Origin of the sequence: Actinocorallia sp. B10E7 (assembly GCF_039871655.1) — a bacterium.
Taxonomy (GTDB): domain Bacteria; phylum Actinomycetota; class Actinomycetes; order Streptosporangiales; family Streptosporangiaceae; genus Actinocorallia.
This window is the reverse complement of record NZ_JBDPLZ010000001.1, coordinates 229,105-248,471: the sequence shown is the minus strand read 5'-3', so window position 1 is coordinate 248,471 and position 19,367 is coordinate 229,105. Positions and strand designations below refer to the sequence as shown.

At 69.7% G+C, this 19,367-nt stretch carries 13 protein-coding genes; 10 read left to right on the top strand and 3 right to left on the bottom strand.

Annotated elements, in window-relative coordinates; all coding sequences use genetic code 11:
* Positions 1 to 48 precede the first annotated feature (48 nt).
* Positions 49 to 1,473, bottom strand: a complete 1,425-nt coding sequence (locus ABGB12_RS01135) for a hypothetical protein (protein ID WP_347673744.1) — start codon at positions 1,471 to 1,473, stop codon at positions 49 to 51.
* A gap of 172 nt (positions 1,474 to 1,645) precedes the next feature.
* Here ABGB12_RS01135 and ABGB12_RS01130 point away from each other — a divergent pair, with 172 nt between their 5' ends.
* From ABGB12_RS01130 to ABGB12_RS01115, 4 genes are all read left to right on the top strand, one after another.
* Entirely contained in the window at positions 1,646 to 2,266 is a 621-nt protein-coding gene (locus ABGB12_RS01130; protein ID WP_347673742.1) for a DUF305 domain-containing protein, read from the top strand.
* 128 nt (positions 2,267 to 2,394) lie between these two features.
* A complete protein-coding gene (locus ABGB12_RS01125) occupies positions 2,395 to 3,117 on the top strand; it encodes a hypothetical protein (RefSeq protein ID WP_347673740.1) in 723 nt (240 codons plus the stop codon).
* Entirely contained in the window at positions 3,114 to 5,270 is a 2,157-nt protein-coding gene (locus ABGB12_RS01120) for an Rv1355c family protein (RefSeq protein WP_347673738.1), read from the top strand. Before ABGB12_RS01125 ends, ABGB12_RS01120 begins: the two co-directional genes overlap by 4 nt.
* A gap of 434 nt (positions 5,271 to 5,704) precedes the next feature.
* Entirely contained in the window at positions 5,705 to 8,782 is a 3,078-nt protein-coding gene (locus tag ABGB12_RS01115; RefSeq protein WP_347673736.1) for a hypothetical protein, read from the top strand.
* Between the two features lie 87 nt (positions 8,783 to 8,869).
* Here the strand turns inward: ABGB12_RS01115 and ABGB12_RS01110 are convergent, their stop codons facing one another.
* A complete protein-coding gene (locus tag ABGB12_RS01110; RefSeq protein ID WP_347673733.1) occupies positions 8,870 to 9,082 on the bottom strand; it encodes a hypothetical protein in 213 nt (70 codons plus the stop codon).
* Between the two features lie 861 nt (positions 9,083 to 9,943).
* On the opposite strand from ABGB12_RS01110, the gene ABGB12_RS01105 reads away from it, so the two are divergent.
* From ABGB12_RS01105 to ABGB12_RS01095, 3 genes are all read left to right on the top strand, one after another.
* Positions 9,944 to 11,212, top strand: a complete 1,269-nt coding sequence (locus ABGB12_RS01105) for an oxygenase MpaB family protein (protein WP_347673731.1) — start codon at positions 9,944 to 9,946, stop codon at positions 11,210 to 11,212.
* Positions 11,213 to 11,377: 165 nt separating this feature from the next.
* Positions 11,378 to 11,521 carry a hypothetical protein gene (locus tag ABGB12_RS01100; protein WP_347673730.1) on the top strand — a complete coding sequence of 48 codons (144 nt, stop codon included), beginning with the start codon at positions 11,378 to 11,380 and terminating at the stop codon, positions 11,519 to 11,521.
* Positions 11,522 to 11,622: 101 nt separating this feature from the next.
* Positions 11,623 to 12,045 carry a sigma factor gene (locus ABGB12_RS01095; protein WP_347673728.1) on the top strand — a complete coding sequence of 141 codons (423 nt, stop codon included), beginning with the start codon at positions 11,623 to 11,625 and terminating at the stop codon, positions 12,043 to 12,045.
* A 72-nt stretch (positions 12,046 to 12,117) separates the two neighbouring features.
* On the opposite strand, the gene ABGB12_RS01090 is transcribed toward ABGB12_RS01095, so the two are convergent.
* Positions 12,118 to 13,329, bottom strand: a complete 1,212-nt coding sequence (locus tag ABGB12_RS01090; protein ID WP_347673727.1) for an oxygenase MpaB family protein — start codon at positions 13,327 to 13,329, stop codon at positions 12,118 to 12,120.
* Between the two features lie 409 nt (positions 13,330 to 13,738).
* Here ABGB12_RS01090 and ABGB12_RS01085 point away from each other — a divergent pair, with 409 nt between their 5' ends.
* The 3 genes from ABGB12_RS01085 to ABGB12_RS01075 all read left to right on the top strand — a co-directional run bounded on the left by ABGB12_RS01085 (position 13,739) and on the right by ABGB12_RS01075 (position 19,285).
* Positions 13,739 to 14,899: a TetR/AcrR family transcriptional regulator gene (locus tag ABGB12_RS01085; protein WP_347673725.1), complete on the top strand. Its 1,161-nt coding sequence runs from the start codon at positions 13,739 to 13,741 to the stop codon at positions 14,897 to 14,899.
* Positions 14,900 to 15,082: 183 nt separating this feature from the next.
* A complete protein-coding gene (locus ABGB12_RS01080) occupies positions 15,083 to 15,724 on the top strand; it encodes a hypothetical protein (protein ID WP_347673723.1) in 642 nt (213 codons plus the stop codon).
* Positions 15,725 to 15,847: 123 nt separating this feature from the next.
* On the top strand, positions 15,848 to 19,285 hold the full coding sequence (locus ABGB12_RS01075) for a BTAD domain-containing putative transcriptional regulator (RefSeq protein WP_347673722.1): 3,438 nt from the start codon (positions 15,848 to 15,850) through the stop codon (positions 19,283 to 19,285).
* The last annotated feature ends 82 nt before the right edge of the window (positions 19,286 to 19,367 follow it).

The following is a 19,367-nucleotide window of genomic DNA, read 5'->3' as shown; positions in this document are numbered from 1 at the left end:
GGCGGCGGAGCGTCCGGACGGGCCGGGCGCTCCGCCGCGATCAGCGGGTCAGAACAGGTCGAACTGGGTTTGGGCGTTCAGCTCCCGGTAGGTGTGGCGCTTGGCGCGGTCGTTGAGCGGATCGGTGAGGTTCAGGACGTCGAAGCCCTTCTGGATGTCGTTGGAGAAGATGTAGCCGTTGTAGTAGTACGACGACCACGAACCGCCCAGGATCAGGGACGTCGCCGACAGCGGCCCGCGCTCGAAGAACGCGATCTCCTTCGGCTTGCTCGAGTTGGTGAAGTCCCAGACCGAGATCCCGCCCTGGTACCAGGCCTGGACCATGATGTCGCGGCCCGGGACGGGGAGCAGGTTGCCGTTGTGCGCGACGCAGTTCTCGGTGTCGGCGTTCGCGCGCGGGATCTTGAAGTAGCTGCGGAAGCGCAGCTTGCGGCGGTCTCCCTTGCCGACGATGTCGTAGACGGCGTTGGCGCCCTTGTCCGGGCCGATGGCCGCGTTGCAGGTCGCCGTGCCGCCGCCGCCGAGCTCGTCGGTGAAGACGACCTTGTTGGCCTTGTTGTTGAAGGTCGCGGAGTGCCAGAACGCGAAGTTCGTGTCGTCGCGGACCGCGGTGATGAGGCGCGGTTTCTCCCGGTCGGAGATGTCGAACAGCGCGCCGTCGCCCATGCAGGCGCCGGCCATCAGGTTCTTCTCGGGGTAGACGGTCAGGTCGTGGCAACCGGTGGTCTGGGCGGTGCCCTCGGGGTAGGGCAGGCCGTCTCCGGGGTTGCCTCCGTCGCTGAACAGGACGGGCTCGGCGACCAGCGAGGCGGTCGTCGGGGCCTTCACCGGCACCTTGATCACGGAGATCTTGTCATGCGGGTACGCGCAGTCCGGACCCACGCCCGACGCGCCGAGCAGGTAGGACGAGACGTACAGGTAGACGGTCTTCTTGCTCTTGGCCGGCACCAGGGTGTGGGTGTGCGACCCGCACTTGGTCTCGACCGACTTGACGTACTCGGGGTTCGCCGGGTCGCTGATGTCGAAGATCTTGATTCCCTCCCAGGCGGTCGCGTCGGTGACCGGTTTGGCGACGCTCTGGCAGGAGTCGTCGCTGCGGGAGGAGTCCGTCGACAGGAACAGCAGGTTTCCGCTGACGGAGATGTCGTTCTGCGATCCGGGGCAGAGGACCTGGCTGACGACCTTGGGCGCGGTCGGCTCACCGATGTCGTACACCGTGAAGCCGTTGTAGTTGCCGGCGAACGCCAGATCTCCCTTGAAGGCGAGGTCGGAGTTGTAGGCGTTGGCCGAGGCGAACGGCCCCTGCTTGGGGATGTTCGCCACGTGCTGGAGGTTGGGGCTCGACACCATCTCGTCGACGCCCGGGATGGGCGGGGCGGCGGACGCGGGGGCGGTGCCGAGGACGAGGGCGAGTGCGGCGAGCACGGCGGTCAGGATTCGGGCGGTCGGTCTGTGCTTGACTCTGGAGGCCATACGGGAGCTCCTTTGGCGGACACTGATCGATCGCCGCGAGTATCACCCGGTTTTTCTCTTTAAAGAGATGCCTTACAAGCTTGTAATGATGTTGGTACGACACGGAATGTCGTTTGGAGGGTCGGCGGACTGTACCTTTCACGTCGTCGAAGGACGAAGAGGAGTGCTTCATATGAGCGTCTCTGAACACGGTCTCCGCGCCCTCGCCGTCGCGGCGCTGACGGCCTCGCTGCTGAGCGGTTGCAGCGGAGGCGACGCCCCGGTCGAGGGCCCCACCGCGACCATGCTGGCCCCGGGCCGTCCCGGCGAGCCGAACGCGACGGTCACCGCCGGCCCGACCGCCCCGCCCGCCCCCGCCGAGGCCGACGTCACCTTCATGCGCATGATGATCGTCCACCACGGTCAGGCGGTCGTGATGTCCGATCTGGCCCCCACCCGCGCCTCCGATACCCGAGTGAAGTCCCTGGCCTCCCGCATCCGCGCCGCCCAAGCCGGCGAGATCACCCTGATGCGCGACTGGCTCCGCCGCAACAAGAAGCTCCCCGCCACCGGCCACGACCACCACTCCATGCCGGGGATGATCACCCCTGAGGAACTGGAGACCCTGGAGTCGTCCCGCTCCACCGCCTTCGACCACCTCTACCTCACCCTCATGATCAGGCACCACGAGGGCGCCCTGACCATGGCGAACACCGTCCTGGCCACCGGCACCGACACCGACACCCTCCAGTTGGCCAAGGACGTCGTGGCCACCCAGCAGGCCGAGGTGAACCGCATGCGCGCCCTGCTCTGAAGTCCGTCTTGGACATCGTGCGCAAACCCGCCCGTCTTATATAGATAAGATTGTCTTGCTGGGTGGAAGCCGGTCCATGGAGATGACTGGTTTCTTCGGGGAATCCCCATCCTCGTGGAGGAGTCGTCATGGATACGTGCTGTGACGTCGGGATAGAGGCGGCGTTTCGGGACGCGGCGTCCGGCTGTGTGTTCCAGGTCGGCGATCCCCGGACCCGGCCTGAGCTGTGGGACCGATTCCTTCGCGGGGCCTTGGCGGCCTACCGGCGCTTCGGGGTGGAGTCCGCCTTGGAGTACCAGGCGATCCGCGACGGCGGCACGACGTCCTGCTTCATCGTGGGGCTGGACCCGGACGGCGAAGCGATGGCGGGCGTGCGGATCCTCTGGCCGTATCACGGCCTCGACGAGGTGCACGCACTGCGCGCATGGGCGGCACGTCCCGGCGAGCAGAGCTTCCGCGACACGCTCGCCGAACGGCTCGCGGACGGGATCGTCGAGGTCAAAGCGGTGTGGGTGGACCGGCAGACGCGGCTGCCCGGGCTCGGCGCGGCCGTGGCCCGGTGCGTGGCACACGCGGCATGGCTGCACGACGTCCGCTACAGCCTCATGACCGCTTCGGCTCACGCGGTCGCGCGGTACGTCGGCGTGGGAGCCGGCGTGGCGGCGGAGGTGGCGCCCGTGCCCTACCCGGACCGGCGTTACACGACCGTCCCGCTGTGGTGGGACGCGCATTCCTACCGCAGGGGGGCCGTCCCCGCGCAGGCGGCGCTGATCGATGACGAGCGCGCCCAGCTGATCCGATCCGCACCGCGGAGCATGAGTGAGACGACGAGACGAGGCAGCCGGAGATGACCGCCGGAACAGCAGATGAGCAGGGATACCGGCCCCTGATACTCGACCCGGCCCAGGCCGGTGACGCCGCGGTGCTCGACGGTCTGCGCTCGCGGGCGGACATCGCGGTCCTGGACCTGCGAGACCCGATCCGGGCCGAGCTGGCGGGTCTTCTCGACCTCCCCGATACCGGCGAGGGCCCGGAGCACGACAGGTGGGTCTACTACCCGTGGCGGCACCGCGTCGTGGCGGTACCGGGTCCGCGCACCATGCGCCTGGTCCGGCTCGACCGCAACCGCAACAAGCTGACCCGCGAGGAGCAGGACCGGCTCGGGTCCCTGGCCGTGGGGGTCGTCGGCCAGAGCGTCGGCCACGCCATCGCCCACACGCTCGCGCTGGAAGGCGTCTGCGCCGAGCTGCGGCTGGCCGACTTCGACACCCTGGAACTGGCGAACCTCAACCGCATTCCGGCCTCCTTGCTCGACATCGGCCTCAACAAGGCAGTGATCGCCGCGCGGCGGATCGCCGAACTCGACCCCTATCTGCCGGTGACCGTCTACCCGATGGGCATCACGGACGAGGTGATCGACGAGTTCTTCGACGGCCTGTCGATCGTCGTGGAGGAATGCGACTCGCTCGACGTCAAACTGGCCGTCCGCGAGGCCGCGCAGCGGTACCGGGTCCCGCTGCTGATGGAGACCAGCGACCGGGGCCTGCTGGACGTCGAACGCTACGACCTGGAGCCGGACCGCCCGCCGTTCCACGGCATGCTGAACGGCGCGAGCCGGGCGGACCTGCGCGGGCTGTCGACGCGGGACAAGGCGCCGTACGTCATCCGGATCCTCGACGCGCAAGGCCTGTCGACGGACTTCGCCGCGAGCCTGGTCGAGATCGACCAGACGCTTTCGAGCTGGCCGCAGCTCGGCGGCGACGTCCAGCTCGGCGGCGCCACCGTCGCCGCCGCGGTGCGGCGCATCGGCCTGAGCCTCCCGCTGCCCTCGGGCCGGACGCGCGTCGACGTCCAGCGGTGCCTGGACGAGCTGGCCCCTCCGGTCGCCGCGGCGGAGCCGGACTGGAGCGGTGTCGCCGCGCCCGAACCTCCGTCCGTGGCCGGCCTGTCCGCCTTGCCGGTCACCGAAGCCGTCGCCGTCTGTGCGGGCCTGGCGCCGTCCGGGGGAAACGTCCAGCCCTGGACCATCACGTCGGACGCCGAGAACGGGATCCGGATCGAGCTGGACCCGAAAGCCGGCACCGGCATGGACATCGGTTACCGCGGCAGTGCCGTCGCCGTCGGCGCGGCGCTGTACAACGCGCGGGTCGCTGCGGCCGCGTACGGCGTCCTCGGCGACGCCGAGATCATCGAGGCCCCGGCCACGCTGGCCGCCACCCTGCGCTGGGGCACTGGAGCGGACCACGACCTGGCCCGCGACCTCCCCGGCGTGACGACCCGCCACACGAACCGGCACCCGGGCACCGGGGCCGCGCTCGACCCCGAGATCCTGGAAGCCCTGGCCCGAGCGGCGCACCCGGCCGGCGGCGCGGTCCGCGCGATCACCGAACCGCAGGCCCTGGAAGCCGCGGCCACCCTGCTGGCCGCCTCCGACCGGATCCGCTATCTGACCCCCGCCCTGCACGCCGAGATGTTCGCGGAACTGCGCGGGCCTGAAGACGACCTGGACAGCGGACTCGACCTGCGCACCATGGAGCTGGCCCCGGACGAGCTCGTCAAGCTCGCCATCGCCCGGCGCCCCGACGTGATGGCCCGGATCCGCGCCTTCGGCGGCGGCGTCGCGCTGGGCGAATACTCCCTGGACCGCGTCCGCTCCTCCTCCGCCCTGCTGGCGGTCTGCTTCGGCTTCAACGGCCCCGAACCCACCCTGACCGACTACGCGAAGGCAGGCGCCGCCGTACAGCGCGTCTGGATCGAGGCCGACCGCCACGGCCTGGCGGTCCAGCCGATGTCACCGGTCTTCCTGTACGCGAACACCCACGACGAGATCGCTGAAGCCACCCCGGGTTTCGAAAGCGAGGCGGCGGCACTGCGGGAACGCTTCTTGAAACTGCTGTCCGTCCCCGCCACCGAGGCCGTGGCCCTGGTCCTGCGCCTCGGCCACGCCGCACCGGCCGCCACCCGCAGCAGCCGCAGGGACCGGTCGACGCGGAAACCGCGGTAGCCGCCGCGGCGGGCCCTCTTGCTCCTCAGAAGCCAGCCGTACCGGGCGGACCAGCGTTCCACCGAGAAGTTTTCGAAATCACCTGCGGCTTCGCACTCCAGCAGCCATTCCAGTGCGCCGTCCGCCTTCGGGCCGGGAGACAGATGCTGCAGGAACGCCTTGGTCTCGGGCAGACCGGCTCCGCAAAGGAGCTGGACGTCGATCGAGCAGCCGGCATCGAAACTCGATGTCTTCGCGTCCCAGATCAGCAGCACGTCTTCAGGCCGCAGGCCGAAGCGGGCAAGGCTGCCGGCGACACTCATGACGGTCATGGTCGTGAGTGCATGAGATCTCTGTGAAGCGCCCCGGGTTTGGCTGAGAAGACAGGTCGGAACGCGCTGGTTCTCGTGATACTGGGAGGAACAGGCCGTGCCCCCGAACTCCTCGGAGTGTTCATGTCCAGGAAGCTCTCATATGCCGATGCGGTCAAGCTCCTGGGCGGGGAGAGCAGGGTCGTCGCTGCGCTGGATCGGCTGACCGGCGGGCTGTTGCTTGCGGCCACCGGAGTCGGCGGCGAGTTCGTGCTGAGTCTGTTCGACGCACGGAGCGAGCTGGCCAGGCTCAGCCGCGAACTCGTCACAGGGCTCAGCGATCGGATGCGTGGTCTCAGCCGGTTCGACCGGACGTCCCGCCTATCCGCGGCGCAGAGTGTCCTGGTGATCACGGCCTATTTCGAGGCGGTGCGTGACGCGCCGCTGCCGTTCGATTCAGGAAAACTGCGGCTGGGACGGTCGGAGTCCGTCAGACTCGCGACCGGGCGGGAGCTTGATTCTGCCCGTCTGCCTGCGCTTGCGCGGATCCTTAATGACAGTGACCTGCCCCGGCCCATGCCGCGTGATGGCAGAGACACCATGACCACTGAACTGCGGCTTTTCTACACCTCGCTGGGTGAAGACCTTGTCGGCTACTTCACAGGGCATCCGCTCTGGGAGAGCCTTTCTGAGGGCGAACGTGCAGAGGTCGCGGATGTCATGGGCAGCGTGGTTCCCGACACCGCGGTGGCACGGTATGAGGAGTTGTTCCGGGCGCTCGCCGTGGAGTTTCCCGAGGTGGCGTTCTGGTCCAACCGGCTTGACCACGCGGCGACCCATACCGGCATCGATGAACTGCGCACCGGACTGGCCGGGCTGGGGCGGGTACTGGAACAGTTGGCGATCGGTCAGCCGCCGGACGAGCGGCGAGCGGCTCTGGCCCGGCGGTACTTGCGCCAGTTGGAACGGCCCGTCGTGGCCGCTGGAGAGATCCCTGAAGGATTGACCCTGCCCTCGCTGGTCAGCGCCTACGTCAATCCCAGCTTCCGCGTGGCCCCGGTGATCCGGGCCGACCGGCTTGATGAGGAAGGGTGGTGGGAACGCCATCCCGTCCGTGACGACCTGCAGGAGTTCCTGCTCGGCCATCTGACCTCGCCGCACGCTACGGCCAGCCCGTTGATAGTGCTGGGACAACCGGGATCGGGTAAGTCCGTGCTCACCAAGGTGCTGGCGGCGCGCCTACCCCCGAGTGACTTCCTCGTCGTTCGGGTGGTCCTGCGAGAGGTCCCCGCCGACACGGACCTGCAGTCCCAGATCGAGTATGCGGTGCGGGACGCGACGGGTGAGGCCTTGTCATGGCCCGCGCTGGCCCGTAGCGCCGGGGACGCTCTCCCCGTGATCCTTCTGGACGGTTTCGACGAGCTCCTTCAGGCAACCGGCATTGGGCAGACCGACTATCTCGAACAAGTCGCTCGTTTCCAGGAACGAGAGGCTGACCATGGACGCCCGGTCGCGGTCCTGATCACCAGCCGCACGGCTGTAGCGGACCGGGCCCGCATCCCTCCCGCAGGCGCGGTCGCCGTCCGGCTCGAACCGTTCAGTGAATCACAGATCGCGCGCTGGCTGGAGGCTTGGAATGCGGCCAACGCCGGCAGCCTTGCTCGTCGCGGGTTGGAGACCTTGTCCGTTGAGTCCATTTCTCAACATCCGGAACTGGCCTCGCAGCCGCTGCTGCTACTCCTGCTCGCCCTTTACGATGCGACCGACAATGCATTCCAGCGGTCCGCTGAAATGCTCGCTTCCACGGAGCTGTACGAGCGGATCCTGACGGATTTCGCTGAGCGGGAGATACGCAAATCAGCTCCTGGTCTTCAGGGAGGAGAGCTGAAGGCCGCAGTCGAGGATGAACTGCTCCGCTTGTCGGTAGCCGCGTTCGCGATGTTCAACCGGGGTCGCCAGTGGGCTACCGAGGAGGAGCTCACCGCTGATATCACCGCGTTGTTGCCTGCCGGACCCGCACCGAGAACGGACCGATTCGCCGTGCCCTCTACCCCGGGCCAGATGATCATCGGAAGGTTCTTTTTCGTCCACCAGTCGCAGGCTTTGCTGGCCGACACACGGCTGACAACCTGTGAGTTCCTTCATGCGACGTTCGGTGAGTTCCTCGTTGCCAGACTCATCGCCAGGGAACTGGCGGACCTCGGTGAGCTCCAAGCCGTTGCCACCGCACGTACCCGGCAGACCGCCGATGAGAGCTTCCTGCGAGCACTCCTGTCCTTCGCCCCCCTGACGTCACGTGATCAAGTTGTCGAGTTCGTTCTGTCTCTGAGCGCCGAGTTGGAACGGCCAGAGATACTCCGCGATCTGCTCCTCGGCTGGTTCAACACTGCGTTGGAACCGGGTCGAGATATCGCCGCCTACCAACCATCCACACTCAGTGTTACTGAGCGCCACGCTGCATGGTCGGCGAATCTTCTGCTGCTGGCAGTTGGGCTGGGTGATGGTCCGATCGCCGGTGGAATCCTTTTCCCCAACGCCCCTTATCCTGCACGGGAATGGCGCCGGTACGCCCTGTTGTGGCGTTCGCAACTCGAGATCGCAAGCTGGTCCGCCCTCACCCGCTGGCTTCGGCTGGATCGACTCTGGACAGGCGACGATCGTGATATATCCGTTAGCCTGGGCCCTTGGCATGAGCCAGACCATGACCCGTTCTGGATCCACAGGATTCCGCCTGGCGACGGATTGAGAAGCGGCGGTTGGCGGCTGATCGCGGCCCAAAGCCTCCGACGTGAGAGCTACTTCACCTGCGATACCAGTGAGGACATCGCCTGGCATGCCCTCGAACCCTTCAAACGCAATCTCCTGTGGCGTGCTGAAGACGGTGATCATGACGAGGCGACGACCGAGTTCGGTCAGGACTCGGCAGCTCATGCTCTGATTCGGCTCTGGCTGATCTCAGGCCAACCCAGCACGTGTGAGGAACTGTCTGACGCCTATCGAAGTTGCCTTTCGGTCATCCAGCTCAGTCGGCCTTCGGAAGAGACCTCAAGCCGAGACATGTATCTCACCATGGTCCTGCGCCAGCTCGCCGCTGACGCGGACCGTGTTCTTGAGGAGACGCTTTCCCTGGCTCGCGGCATTTTCGAGAGGACCCTCATGGCCGATGGCACGGCTTCCCGTGATCAGCTCGCCTGGTTCCGCCAGGCGTTCGGAGAACGCTGATCCCGGTCCTGAGAAGATATGAGTGGCCTCCGTTTTTGCGGGAGCTGCGGTCTCACCGCCAGATGTGGACCAGTCCGGCGTGGGGTGTTATTTCTGGGTTTTGATGGCTTTGGTCAGAGCGGAGAGCTTGTCGGCTCCCTGGCCCTCGGGGAGGCAGGCGCGGAGGTCGGCCAGGAGGGCGGGAGTGTCGGCGGGGTCGGGGTCGTCGAACTCGACGGTGATCTCGTTGAGGCCCTCGACCCTCGACCTTCGAGCCGTGGAGTATCTCGGCGGGTTCGAGGGCGACGCCGATGAAGCCATGGGTGTCGCCGCCGGTTTCCCAGGACGCGGGTCTCCCTGACGCGGGCGGCGAGGACGAGCGTCGACTCCCGGACGCCCTCGGCCAGGCCCTCCGACTCGGGGCGCCGGCCGGCCATGAGGTGGAGCCGGTGGAAGAAGGCCGCGTAGAAGGGACACCGCTGCGGCGGCGATCGCCCTGTTCATGCTCGTGGGATTCACGTGTTGCCTCGTCATCGGTAATGGGCGTTCAGTTCGTTGACCTCACCATGACGCGGGAACCGGGAATCGAGTAGGGCGTGCATGTACGAAATGGTCCCAGTCCGCGTCGATGTAGTGGTTGTGCCGCAGGGGTCTGACCGGTCGAAGTAGGCCTGGACGTTGGTCTGATCGCTGAAGCTTTACTGCAGCTCGTCCCGGATTTCACACCATATATCTGGAATGTCATATGTGTTGTCCGACGGCTCCCGTCGAGGAGTCCGGAACGACGGCGAGCATGCCGAGAGCAGCGAGTGCGCCGAGAAAGGCCACGGCCGTTCTTCGAACGGCTCACATGGTCTCCTGTATCTCTTTCCGGCGGAAAACCATGGTTCTTTATGGGGAGGGATATCAATGTCCTCCCGGTGTCCGAGTCGGGCCCGGCCGTGGCCGCCGGGTCCTCGACGGGAGCAGGGAAGAGTCGGTGGGCGGCGGCGAGGGGCGAGGAAGGGTGCTGTGAACTGCGCGTTCTCCTCCGACCGCTTCGTTCCGCCTCCCGTCGACAACGGTTCTCGTGGAACGGGTCTTGTGATGGGAGACACGTTGTGCTCTTATTGGACGCACCATGCAAGATACGCAGATACGGATCTTGTTTCATTGCATCATCGTCTCGGTTGAGGAGCGGACATGAACAACCCCAGCAGGCGCAACGTGTTGCTGGCGGGTGGCGCGCTGGGCGCGCTGGGCGCGCTGAGCGCGGCGACACCGGCGTGGTCGTGGTCCCCGAAGGGCTCGGTCGTCGGCGAGGGCGACGGCCTCGACCCGAAGACCGTGTGGGACCCGGAGGCGGACCAGGTGGTCGCCGCTGTGATCGACAGGGGCGAGACGTCCAAGGTCAACGAACTTCTGAAGAAGTGGACCAAGAACGGACAGCCGCTGCCGGACGGGCTGCCCGCGGACCTGAAGGCCTTCATGGAGAAGGCCCGCCAACTGCCGTCATGGACGGACGAGGGCAAGCTGGCCGCGGCGGTGAACTTCAACGAGAAGCGCGGCCTGTACCTGGGCGTCACCTACGGGTTCGTCAGCGGGATGCTGAGCACCGTCATCCCCAGGGAGGCACGGGCGGTCTACTACTCCAAGGGCGGCGCGGACATGCGCGACCGCATCACCAAGACCGCGAAGCTGGGCTACGACGTCGGCTCGGCGAACGCCTTCAAGCCCGACGGCGAGATGATCGTGACGTGCGTCAAGACGCGCCTGGCGCACGCGGGCGTGCGGCACCTGCTGCCCAAGTCCCCGTACTGGGACAAGGTCGCCGACGAGCCGATCCCGATCAGCCAGGCGGACATGATGGTCACCTGGCACAGTCTGCCCACGACGGTGATGCAGCAGCTGAACGGGTGGAAGGTGCCCATCGACCCGGCGGAGTCCGAGGGGTTCCTGCACTCCTGGCAGGTCACCGCGCACATGCTCGGCATCAAGGACGAGTACATCCCCGCCTCGTGGGCAGAGGCGAACTCCCAGGCCGCGCAGGTCCTCACCCCGATCCTGGGGCCCACCCCCGAGGGCGTCAAGCTGGCCGACATCCTGCTGAACCTGGCCGACTTCATCGACGGCGGCCACGTGAGCGCTCCTGTGCTGTCGGCGCTGACGCGCTACACCCTGGGCGATGAGGTCGCCGGCTGGCTGAAGATCCGCGAGACGCCGTTCTGGACCGGCATCCTGGAGACCGCGTGGGAGCCGTTCATCGCCGTGCGCGAGGGCCTGCTCTCCCTGGAGAAGGCGCCGGGCCCGGTGCAGAAGTTCTACTGGCTCTTCGACGAGATCCTCCGTCTGGGCGTGCTGCTCGTCCTGTCCGGAGCGAAGTTCCCGATCAGCATCTCGATCCCCGAGATGAACAACCCGAACTACCCGAGCAACTCGAGCACCCCGAGCAGCCCGAGCTACCCGAACTGACCGGCCGGGGCCGTCTCCGGCCCCGCCGACAAAGGCCCGGAACCCCTGGTTCCGGGCCCGATTAGTCTGCGCTTCTCCTTGCCCGCACCCGCTGTTTCCGCTCCGCTCGGCTCAGCCCGTCAGCCGCGCATGAAATGTCCGCCCCGCCTGCCATGATCCGTCCCCATGACGATCAAGACCATCGCGGACGACCTCGAGCAGGCCCGCGCCGCGCTCGGCGAGGACACCTGGGAATGGCTCCGCACCCTGGCGCTGAAGGGCGAGCACGACTGCCCTGTCTGCTTCGACGAGGGCGCCTACGGCCTGTGAGATGACGCCCGGACGTCGCAGGACGGGTACGTGCGCCGCCATGCCGTACGCGCAGCCTCCTGCGGGCCCGCGCCGGACGTCCTCCCGGTGGTGCGCTCGTTGTGGAACGACCCGGGCCTCGACGAGGGGACTCGGGCCGAAGCGCTGCGCGCCTGGCTGCTCCTGGAGCCGAAGGAGGCCCGGCCGGTCGCGACCGAGGTCGTGAGAACGGGCTCCGCCCCGAGGACGCGGAGATCCACGGCTATGCGGCCCGCAGGCTCGGCGCGGACGCCACCGAGGACGTGGTGGCTGAGGCCTTCCTGACCGCTTACCGCAAACGCGGCTCCTACGATCCCGCCAAGGGAAGTGCCCGCGCCTGGCTTCACGGGATCACGACGAACCTCGTCGGCCGGCACCGCGGGTCCGGTTGCCGGTGCCCAGATGCGCGCACGGTACGCCGAATGGTTTCTTCCCCGGCCCGGAAGGCTGATCATCGGCCGGGTGATCGTGTCGGACGGGCGGCGGTCGAACCGACACGGAGCTGACGCGGGGACGAACCCACCCGCGCCCCGCGGCTCGGAGGTTCGAGCCGCGGGGCGCGGGTGGGGGTCGGCGGCTCAGGCGCCGGGGCGGTTCGCCGAGGGGAGGGTGATGGGAGTGTGCGTCGTCGACGTGCCGTTGTTGAGGTACAGCATGGAGATGCCGCGTACGAATCCGTCGAACAGGTTGAGGCTGCCGGGGGCGATGAGCGACAGGCCCTCGCGGAAGGCGACGTAGAGCGGCCAGTCGACCTTGATCATGGCGCGTGCGATGAGGTCCCTCGGCAGCTCGAGCCAGCTCCAGTAGGTGTCGCCGATGAGGTAGCGGACCATCTCGCTGACGAAGCCCGTGCTCAATTCCGTGCCGAGCCCCGCCACGGCGTCGAGCAGCATCTCGGCCAGGGCGTTGCCCTCGACCGTGGCGGCGATCCTGGGCCACAGCATCTGCTGCGCCTGCTCCTCGGCGTCGTACCAGGTCTGCGGGATGAACTGGTCCTGGACGCCGAGCAGGGAGAGGGCGACCTGCCAGGCGTGCAGGTCCGCGGCCTGGTCGGCGGACCAGTACCGGACGCCCCACTTCCTCAGGTTCTTCCACGCGACGGTGCCCACCGAGTGGAAGGTGACCAGGATGTCGCCGTTGCTGATCGGCGACGGCTGATCGGCGGTCGCCTGGAACTGGGGCGAGAGCGGGAGCAGGTTGCGCACCATGGCGTGCACCAGGCGCGTCTTGTTGGCGGAGGTGATGAAGGCGCCATCCGGGTCGAAGGCGTCCTCGTGGTGCAGGTCGTACCCGAAGGTGAAGGTCTTGGCCGCGCGGTCCTGCATGTCGGCGCCGCCCGCGGACCAGTAGACCGAGCGGGCCTCCCGCGGGATCACGGTGCTCAGGAACCCGCTGCCGAGGCTCTCGGAGACGAACAGGTAGCCGCTCAGGCGCTTGTAGAGCGCCTGGGCCCGGGCGAGCTTGGCGGGGTCGGCCCACGAGGGGAGCTTGTTGACCTGCTGGAGGTACGAGACCAGGTAGTCCGGCATTCCGGACGGCAGCGGGTCCTTGTTGAAGCGCCACGAGTTCCAGGCGGTGTTGACCGCCGGGATCGAGCCGTCGGCGAGCAACCGGGCCGCCACCTGGTCCGCCGTGGGGTCCCACACCTGGAACGGGTCGGTGACCGTGTCGGCCTTGGCGATCGATCCCAAGGACGACCACGACCACAGCGTGGGTGTTTCGAGCGCCAGGCTCGTGAGCCCCAGGGCGGCGCCGAGCGAGATGGCACGCCTTCTGCTGAGATTCTCCATTTACTTACCTACTTCCGCGTAGAGCCCAGACGGCAGCACAGCACGTCTGTAACCCGGGGGGTGGGGGCGGATCGAACGGCTGGAGGAGGGGAATGTGGGGTGAATCTCAATTAACATAACTAGGCGGATCAAGGGCGGCAAGGGTCTGTTTTGGACGATTTTTCTGGTGGAGTGATGGCATGCGGCCGACCGAATCGGGGTACTTCACAAGGCCTGCGTCGGGACGATCCCGCCCGGGCCGGGCACCTCGCACCACGTCCGGAAGGCGGGTCGTGTCCCACTCGGCGGCGGGCCGCTTCCGTACCAGGGGCTTATCCACGCATGGTGATCGACGTTGTGCGCATGGCCATCACCGTGTGATTGACTGCGGTATGGCCATGTTCGTCTGCAGGTCTCAGCGAGTGCCGCCGTGACGCCGACGACGGGCGTGGCGACCCGCCCGCGCAACCGCAAACAGCTGATCATCGAAGCCGCCGGCCCTGTGTTCAGCGAGCGGGGTTACCACGCGGCCTCCATGGAGGAGATCGCCGGCAGAGTGGGCATCACCGCGGCCGCCCTGTACCGGCACTTTCCGAACAAGTACGCGCTGTTCGCGGAGTGCGCGAACTCGATGGTGACGAGGCTCGCCGGGACGCTCGACGAGGTGCCACCCGAGGCTTCGCTGGCGGAGGTGCTCGGCGCGGTCGTCCGGGTGACGGTGGAGCGCCGGGCGTCGGGCGGCTTGTACCGGTGGATATCCCGGTATCTGGAAGGCGAAGACCGCCGGCGGGTCAGGGCCAAGTTCGCGCAGGTCGTCGAGAAGGTGACGGTGGCGGTGCGCCGCGAGCACCCGTTGCCTCTGGAGAGGCTGCGCACCGCCGCGGCGCTCGGCGCGATCGGGTCCGTCACGACGCACCACACCTCCATCGCGCAGCGCCGCCTCGAAGAGGTGCTCCTTTCGGCCGCGCTCCGGGTGGCGGCGGCCGACGCGGTTCCGGGCGGGCGCGTGCGTTCGGTCGACCTGCCCGCCCGGCCCGTGCCGCGCACGCGACGGGCGGAGATCCTCGCGGCGGCCATTCCTCTGTTCGCCCAGGACGGGTTCGCCGATGTCACGAGCGGGCAGATCGCGAAGGAGGTCGGACTGGCCCCTTCCGCGCTCTACCGGCACTATTCCAGCAAGGTCGACATCTTGGCCGCGGCCTGCCTGCAGGCCGCCGGAATCCTGGGCCAGGCCGTCGAGCAGAACCTGCACGATGTGGCAGACCCCCACGAGTCGTTGCACGCGCTGGCGGCGACCTATGTGGCCTACAGCTTCGAGTACACCGAGATGACCAGCGTCGCCAGTGCCGAGATACCCGGCCTGCCACCGGACGTCCGCCGGCCGCTCGCCCTCGCCCAGCGCGACCACATCGCCGTCTGGGAACAGCAACTCCGCCTGGCCCGCCCCGATCTGGACCCCCGCCAGGCACGAGTCCTGGTCCACGCGGGCCTCGGCGTGGTGGTCGAAACCGGCCGCGCCCTCCGCTGGGAGGACACCCCCGACCACCGGAACACCGTCACCGCCCTGGTTGTGGCAGCCCTGGGCCTGTAACGGGCCCCGAAGCCGAATCAGGACGACGAGTGCTGTGATGCCGCGCGCCGGTCCTGGCAGCGGTGCCGTGACAGGCCCGGACCGGCTTGGCGATGCGCTCTTTAAGCGTTCGCCAAGCGCTGCGGCGCACAGTGGGAGCCGACCGGGCGGAGAAGCCGTCCGGCGGTGGCGAAGGGAACGAGAATGAGCACTTTCGGGGTCCCGGCGGCCCGGGGGTTGGGTGCTGGGCTGGTGGGCGGCGGGGGAGTCCTGTTCGCGATCGGGAACGTCCTGCACCCGCTGGAGCACAACGCCGCGGCGCACGCGGCGCCCACCTGGGAGGCCGCGCACATGATCTTCGCGCTCGGCGGACTGCTCATCGCGGCCGGGCTGCCGCTGCTCCTGGCCGTCGGAGGGGTCGTCAAGCCCTCGCGGATCATCGCGGTGGGCGGGACGCTTTTCGCGCTCGCCTTCGCCGCGCTCGGGCCGGGCGCGTGGTTCGAGGCGTTCGTCGCGCCGCTTCCGGGGGACACGGCGGCCGGCCTGGAGAAGGGGGCGGGCGGCGCGGTCAACGCGGTGGCGGGATTCGTGTGGATCCTGTCGATGCTGGTCCTGGGCGGCGGACTGGCGCGGAGCGGGGCGCGGGGATCGGCGCGTCTGGCGGGGGCCGGTCTCATCCTCACGGCCGTCGTCATGATCGGCGGCCCCGGCATCCCGGTGAAGGAAGGCCTTTGGATCATCCCGGGGACCGTGGTGGCCGGGCTGTCCCTGCTGCTCCTCTCGCTGGCAGCGGTCCGGCGGCCGGAGCGGGCGGTCGCGGAGGTCCTCACGGGTGGGCGTTCCTGACGGCCGAGACACGGGGGTGGCCGGAAGCGTCCATGACCGTCCTGTCCCGGCGGGTTCCGCCGCCGGCCCGCGCCTCACTAGACTCGCGGGCCGGTGGCGTCGCCGTCGGAGGAGGCACGGGGCGTGGACTTGCGGGTACTGGGTCCCGTCGAGGTGTGGCGGGACGGCGCGGTGGTCGACGTGGGCAGCCCGAAGCAGCGGACCGTCCTGGCCCTGCTCGCCGCCGCGGCGCCGAGCCCGGTCTCGGTGGACCGGCTCATCGAGGAGGTCTGGGAGGGCAGTCCGCCCCCGCGCCCGCTCGGATCCCTCCAGGTGTACGTGTCCAACCTGCGCCGCGCCCTGGAGCCCGCCCGCCGGCCGGGAGCCCCCGCCACCGTCCTGGTCACCGCGCCTCCCGGATACGCGCTGCGCGTGGATGAGCGGCTGGACCGGATCCGGTTCGAGCGGGCGGCTTCGCGGGGGCACGACCTGCTCGTGGCGGGCGCGAACGCGGAGGCGCGCGGCTCGCTCACCGAGGCCCTGGACCTGTGGCGCGGTGAGCCGTACGCCGACGTGCCGGTCTCGGGGCTGGGACTGGAGTCGGAACGGCTCCTCGAGCTGCGGATGCTGGCGGCCGAGGACCTGTGGGCCGCGGAGTTGGCCCTCGGCCGCCACCGGACGGCCGCGCCCGCCCTGCGCCGCCTGGCCAGGGAGCATCCGTTGCGCGAGCGGATCTGGGAACTGCTCGTCGTCGCGCTGTACCGGTCCGGCCACCAGGACGAGGCGCTGAGCGCGCTCCGCGAGGTGCGGCGCCGCCTGGCCGACGAGCTGGGCGTCGATCCCGGCCCGGCGCTGCGTTCGCTGGAGACCGACGTCCTGCGTCAGGCTCCCCGCCTGGACCCGCCGCCCGTCACCGGGCCGGCTCGGTCGACACCGCAGGGAGAGACGGCGGCCGAGCCCGCCGACGTCCTCGTCGGCAGGGACGACGCCCTCGCGGAACTCGCGGCGGCCGGAACCGCCGCGCTCGCCGGACGCGGCAAGCTCGTGGTCGTCTCCGGCGAACCCGGCATCGGCAAGAGCCGTCTGCTGCGCGAATTCGCCCGAGGCGGGCACGACACGGCCGGGCATGACACGGACGGACCGGCCCGACCGCGGCCGATCACGGTGGCGGGAGACCCGGAGGGGACGCCGCCGTGGCACGGGTGGCGCGTCCTCCTGGAGGGTCTCGGCGTCGCGCTGCCGGAGGTGTCCGGAACCGATTCCGACGCGGCCCGTTGGAGCGTCGTCCAAGCCGTCAGGGCCGCGTTGGCAGCCGCGCCCGAGCCCGTCGCCTTGGTCTTCGACGACCTGCAATGGCTCGACAGCCCGTCGCTCCAGGTCTTGGCGGCGCTCGCCGGTGAGATCGCGGACCTGCCCTGCTGTGTGCTGGCGGCGGTGCGCGACACGCCTCCCGACGCCGACAGCCCGTTCGCCGCGGCCTTGGCCGCGCTCACCCGCGCCGGGGCCGTGCGGCTGGGCCTCGGCCGCTTCGAACTCCCGGAGACACTCCGCTACGTGCGGGCGGTCACCGGCCGTGCGCTGTCCGACGACCACGCCGCGGTCCTGCACGAGCGAACCGGAGGCAACCCGCTGTTCCTCCGCGAGATGACCCGCCTGCTCGCCGACGCCTCGCGGGACGGCCGAGCGCCCGAGGCCGTGCTCGCAGAGGTCCCCGACGGCGTCCGCGACGTGGTCCGCGTCCGGGTCGCCGCCCTGACCGGCGAGGTGAGCACGATACTCGCCGCGGCCGCCGTGCTCGGGCAGCGGGTCGATGTGGACCTCCTGGGACGGGTGTGCGGGCTGGACCCCGAGCGGGCACTGGACCTGGTGGACGTCGCCGTCATCCACCGCGTCCTGGAGGAGGACCCGGAGGCGATCGGGCAGGTCCGTTTCGGGCACGCGCTGGTGCGGGACGCGATCCTCGCCGACATGAGGCCGGGCCGGAGGGCGGCCCTGCACCTGAAGGCCGCCGACACGCTGGCCGAGGACGGCGGGCCCGCCGCCGCGCTCGCCGCCCATCTGGACGGCGCCGCCGCACGGATGCCGAGGCTGGCGGGCCGGGCCGTCAAGGCCGCGGAGGACGCGGCCGCCGAGGCGACCCGGCACAACGCCCCGTACGAGGCCGCGCGCTGGCGGGAGCGGGCGCTGCGGCTGGCGGAGACGGACCGGGAACTGGATCACGCGCGTCGGCACGAGCTGCTCGTCGCGCTCGCCGCCGCCCGCCGTGACGCCTCGGATGTCGCGGGCGCGCGGGAGGCGATGCTCGCGGCGGTCGGCATCGCCGAGGAACTGCGCGACGAGAAGGGCGTCGCCGAGGCCCTCGTCGCCTACGGCGCGGCCGTCGCCCCGGTCTGGCCGGGCCCCTTCCCCGATCCCGTCGTGCTGCACCGGCTGGAGGCCAGCGCGCGGAACCTCGACGCGCTCGACGACGGGCTCGGCAGCCTCCTGCTGGCGTGCCTGGCCGCCGAGACGGCCAAGACCGGCGACGTCGCCGCCACCCGGACCGTCTCCGGACGGGCCGTCGCTCGTGTCCGCGCCGCGGGGGACGTCGGTCTGCTCGCCCGGATCCTCGGCGCCCACCTCGTCACGACCTGGGCCGCCGACACCGTCGAGACGAGGATCGCGGAGGCGCGCGAACTCGCCGCGCTGCCCGCGGGCCCGGCCGCCGAGGCGCTGGGCTGCTGGTTCGCGGGGGTCTCTCTGCTGGAGGCCGGACGCCGGCGGGAGAGCCGCGCCGAGGTGGAGCGCAGCGGCAGGCTCGCCGAGCGGCTCGGCCTGCCGGCCCTGCTCGCCCAGCAGGGCTGGTTCGCCGCGATGGAGAGGTTCGTCGAGGGGGACCTGGCGGCGGCCGAAGCGGCGACGGCCGAGGCGGCGGCGCTGCACCGGAGGACCGGCATGTGGGGGGCGGACGAGTCGGTCGCCAGTCAGCTCTTCGCGCTGCGCGACGAGCAGGACCGGCTCCCAGAGTTCGTGCCCGCCCTCACCGCGGTCGCCGACGCCGGAATGCCGGGGATGATCGAGGGCGCCGCGCTCGGACTGCTGCGCGCGGGCGACGAGGACGGCGCGCGTTCGGCCCTGGACCGCGCGTTCGTCGGCCCCCCGCTGCCCGCCTGGGGGATGGTGCACTCGTGGGCGGTGCGCGCGGAGGTCTGCGCGGTGGTGGGCTCCCCGGCCCAGGTCGCCGAGGTCGAGCGGGTCCTCACGCCGCACTCGGGCCGGATCGCCCTCGCCGGGACCGGCGTGCTGTGCCGTGGGGCGGTCGACCGCCTGCTCGGTCTGCTCGCCGAGAGCCGGGGAGACCTCGCGGGGGCCGAGGCCGCCCTGAGGTCCGCCGTCGCGCTGGAGGACACAACGGGGCTCGCCGTCTGGGCGGCGCACTCCCGCGTCGCCCTCGCCAGGGTGCTCCGCCGCTCCGGCGTCCCCGCAGAAGCCGAACCGCGGACGCTCCTCGACCAGGCGGCCGCCACCGCCTCCCGCGGCCTCCCGCGCCTCGTCCGCGCCGTCACGACGGGCGGGAGCCCAGACCCCGGCCGTTGGTGGTAGACCCGCGACCGCGGCGTCTTCGCAGTTCGCCGAGCGGCCCAAGGTCGGAGAAGCGTGGGTGGAGTCAGGGCTGGTGCTCACC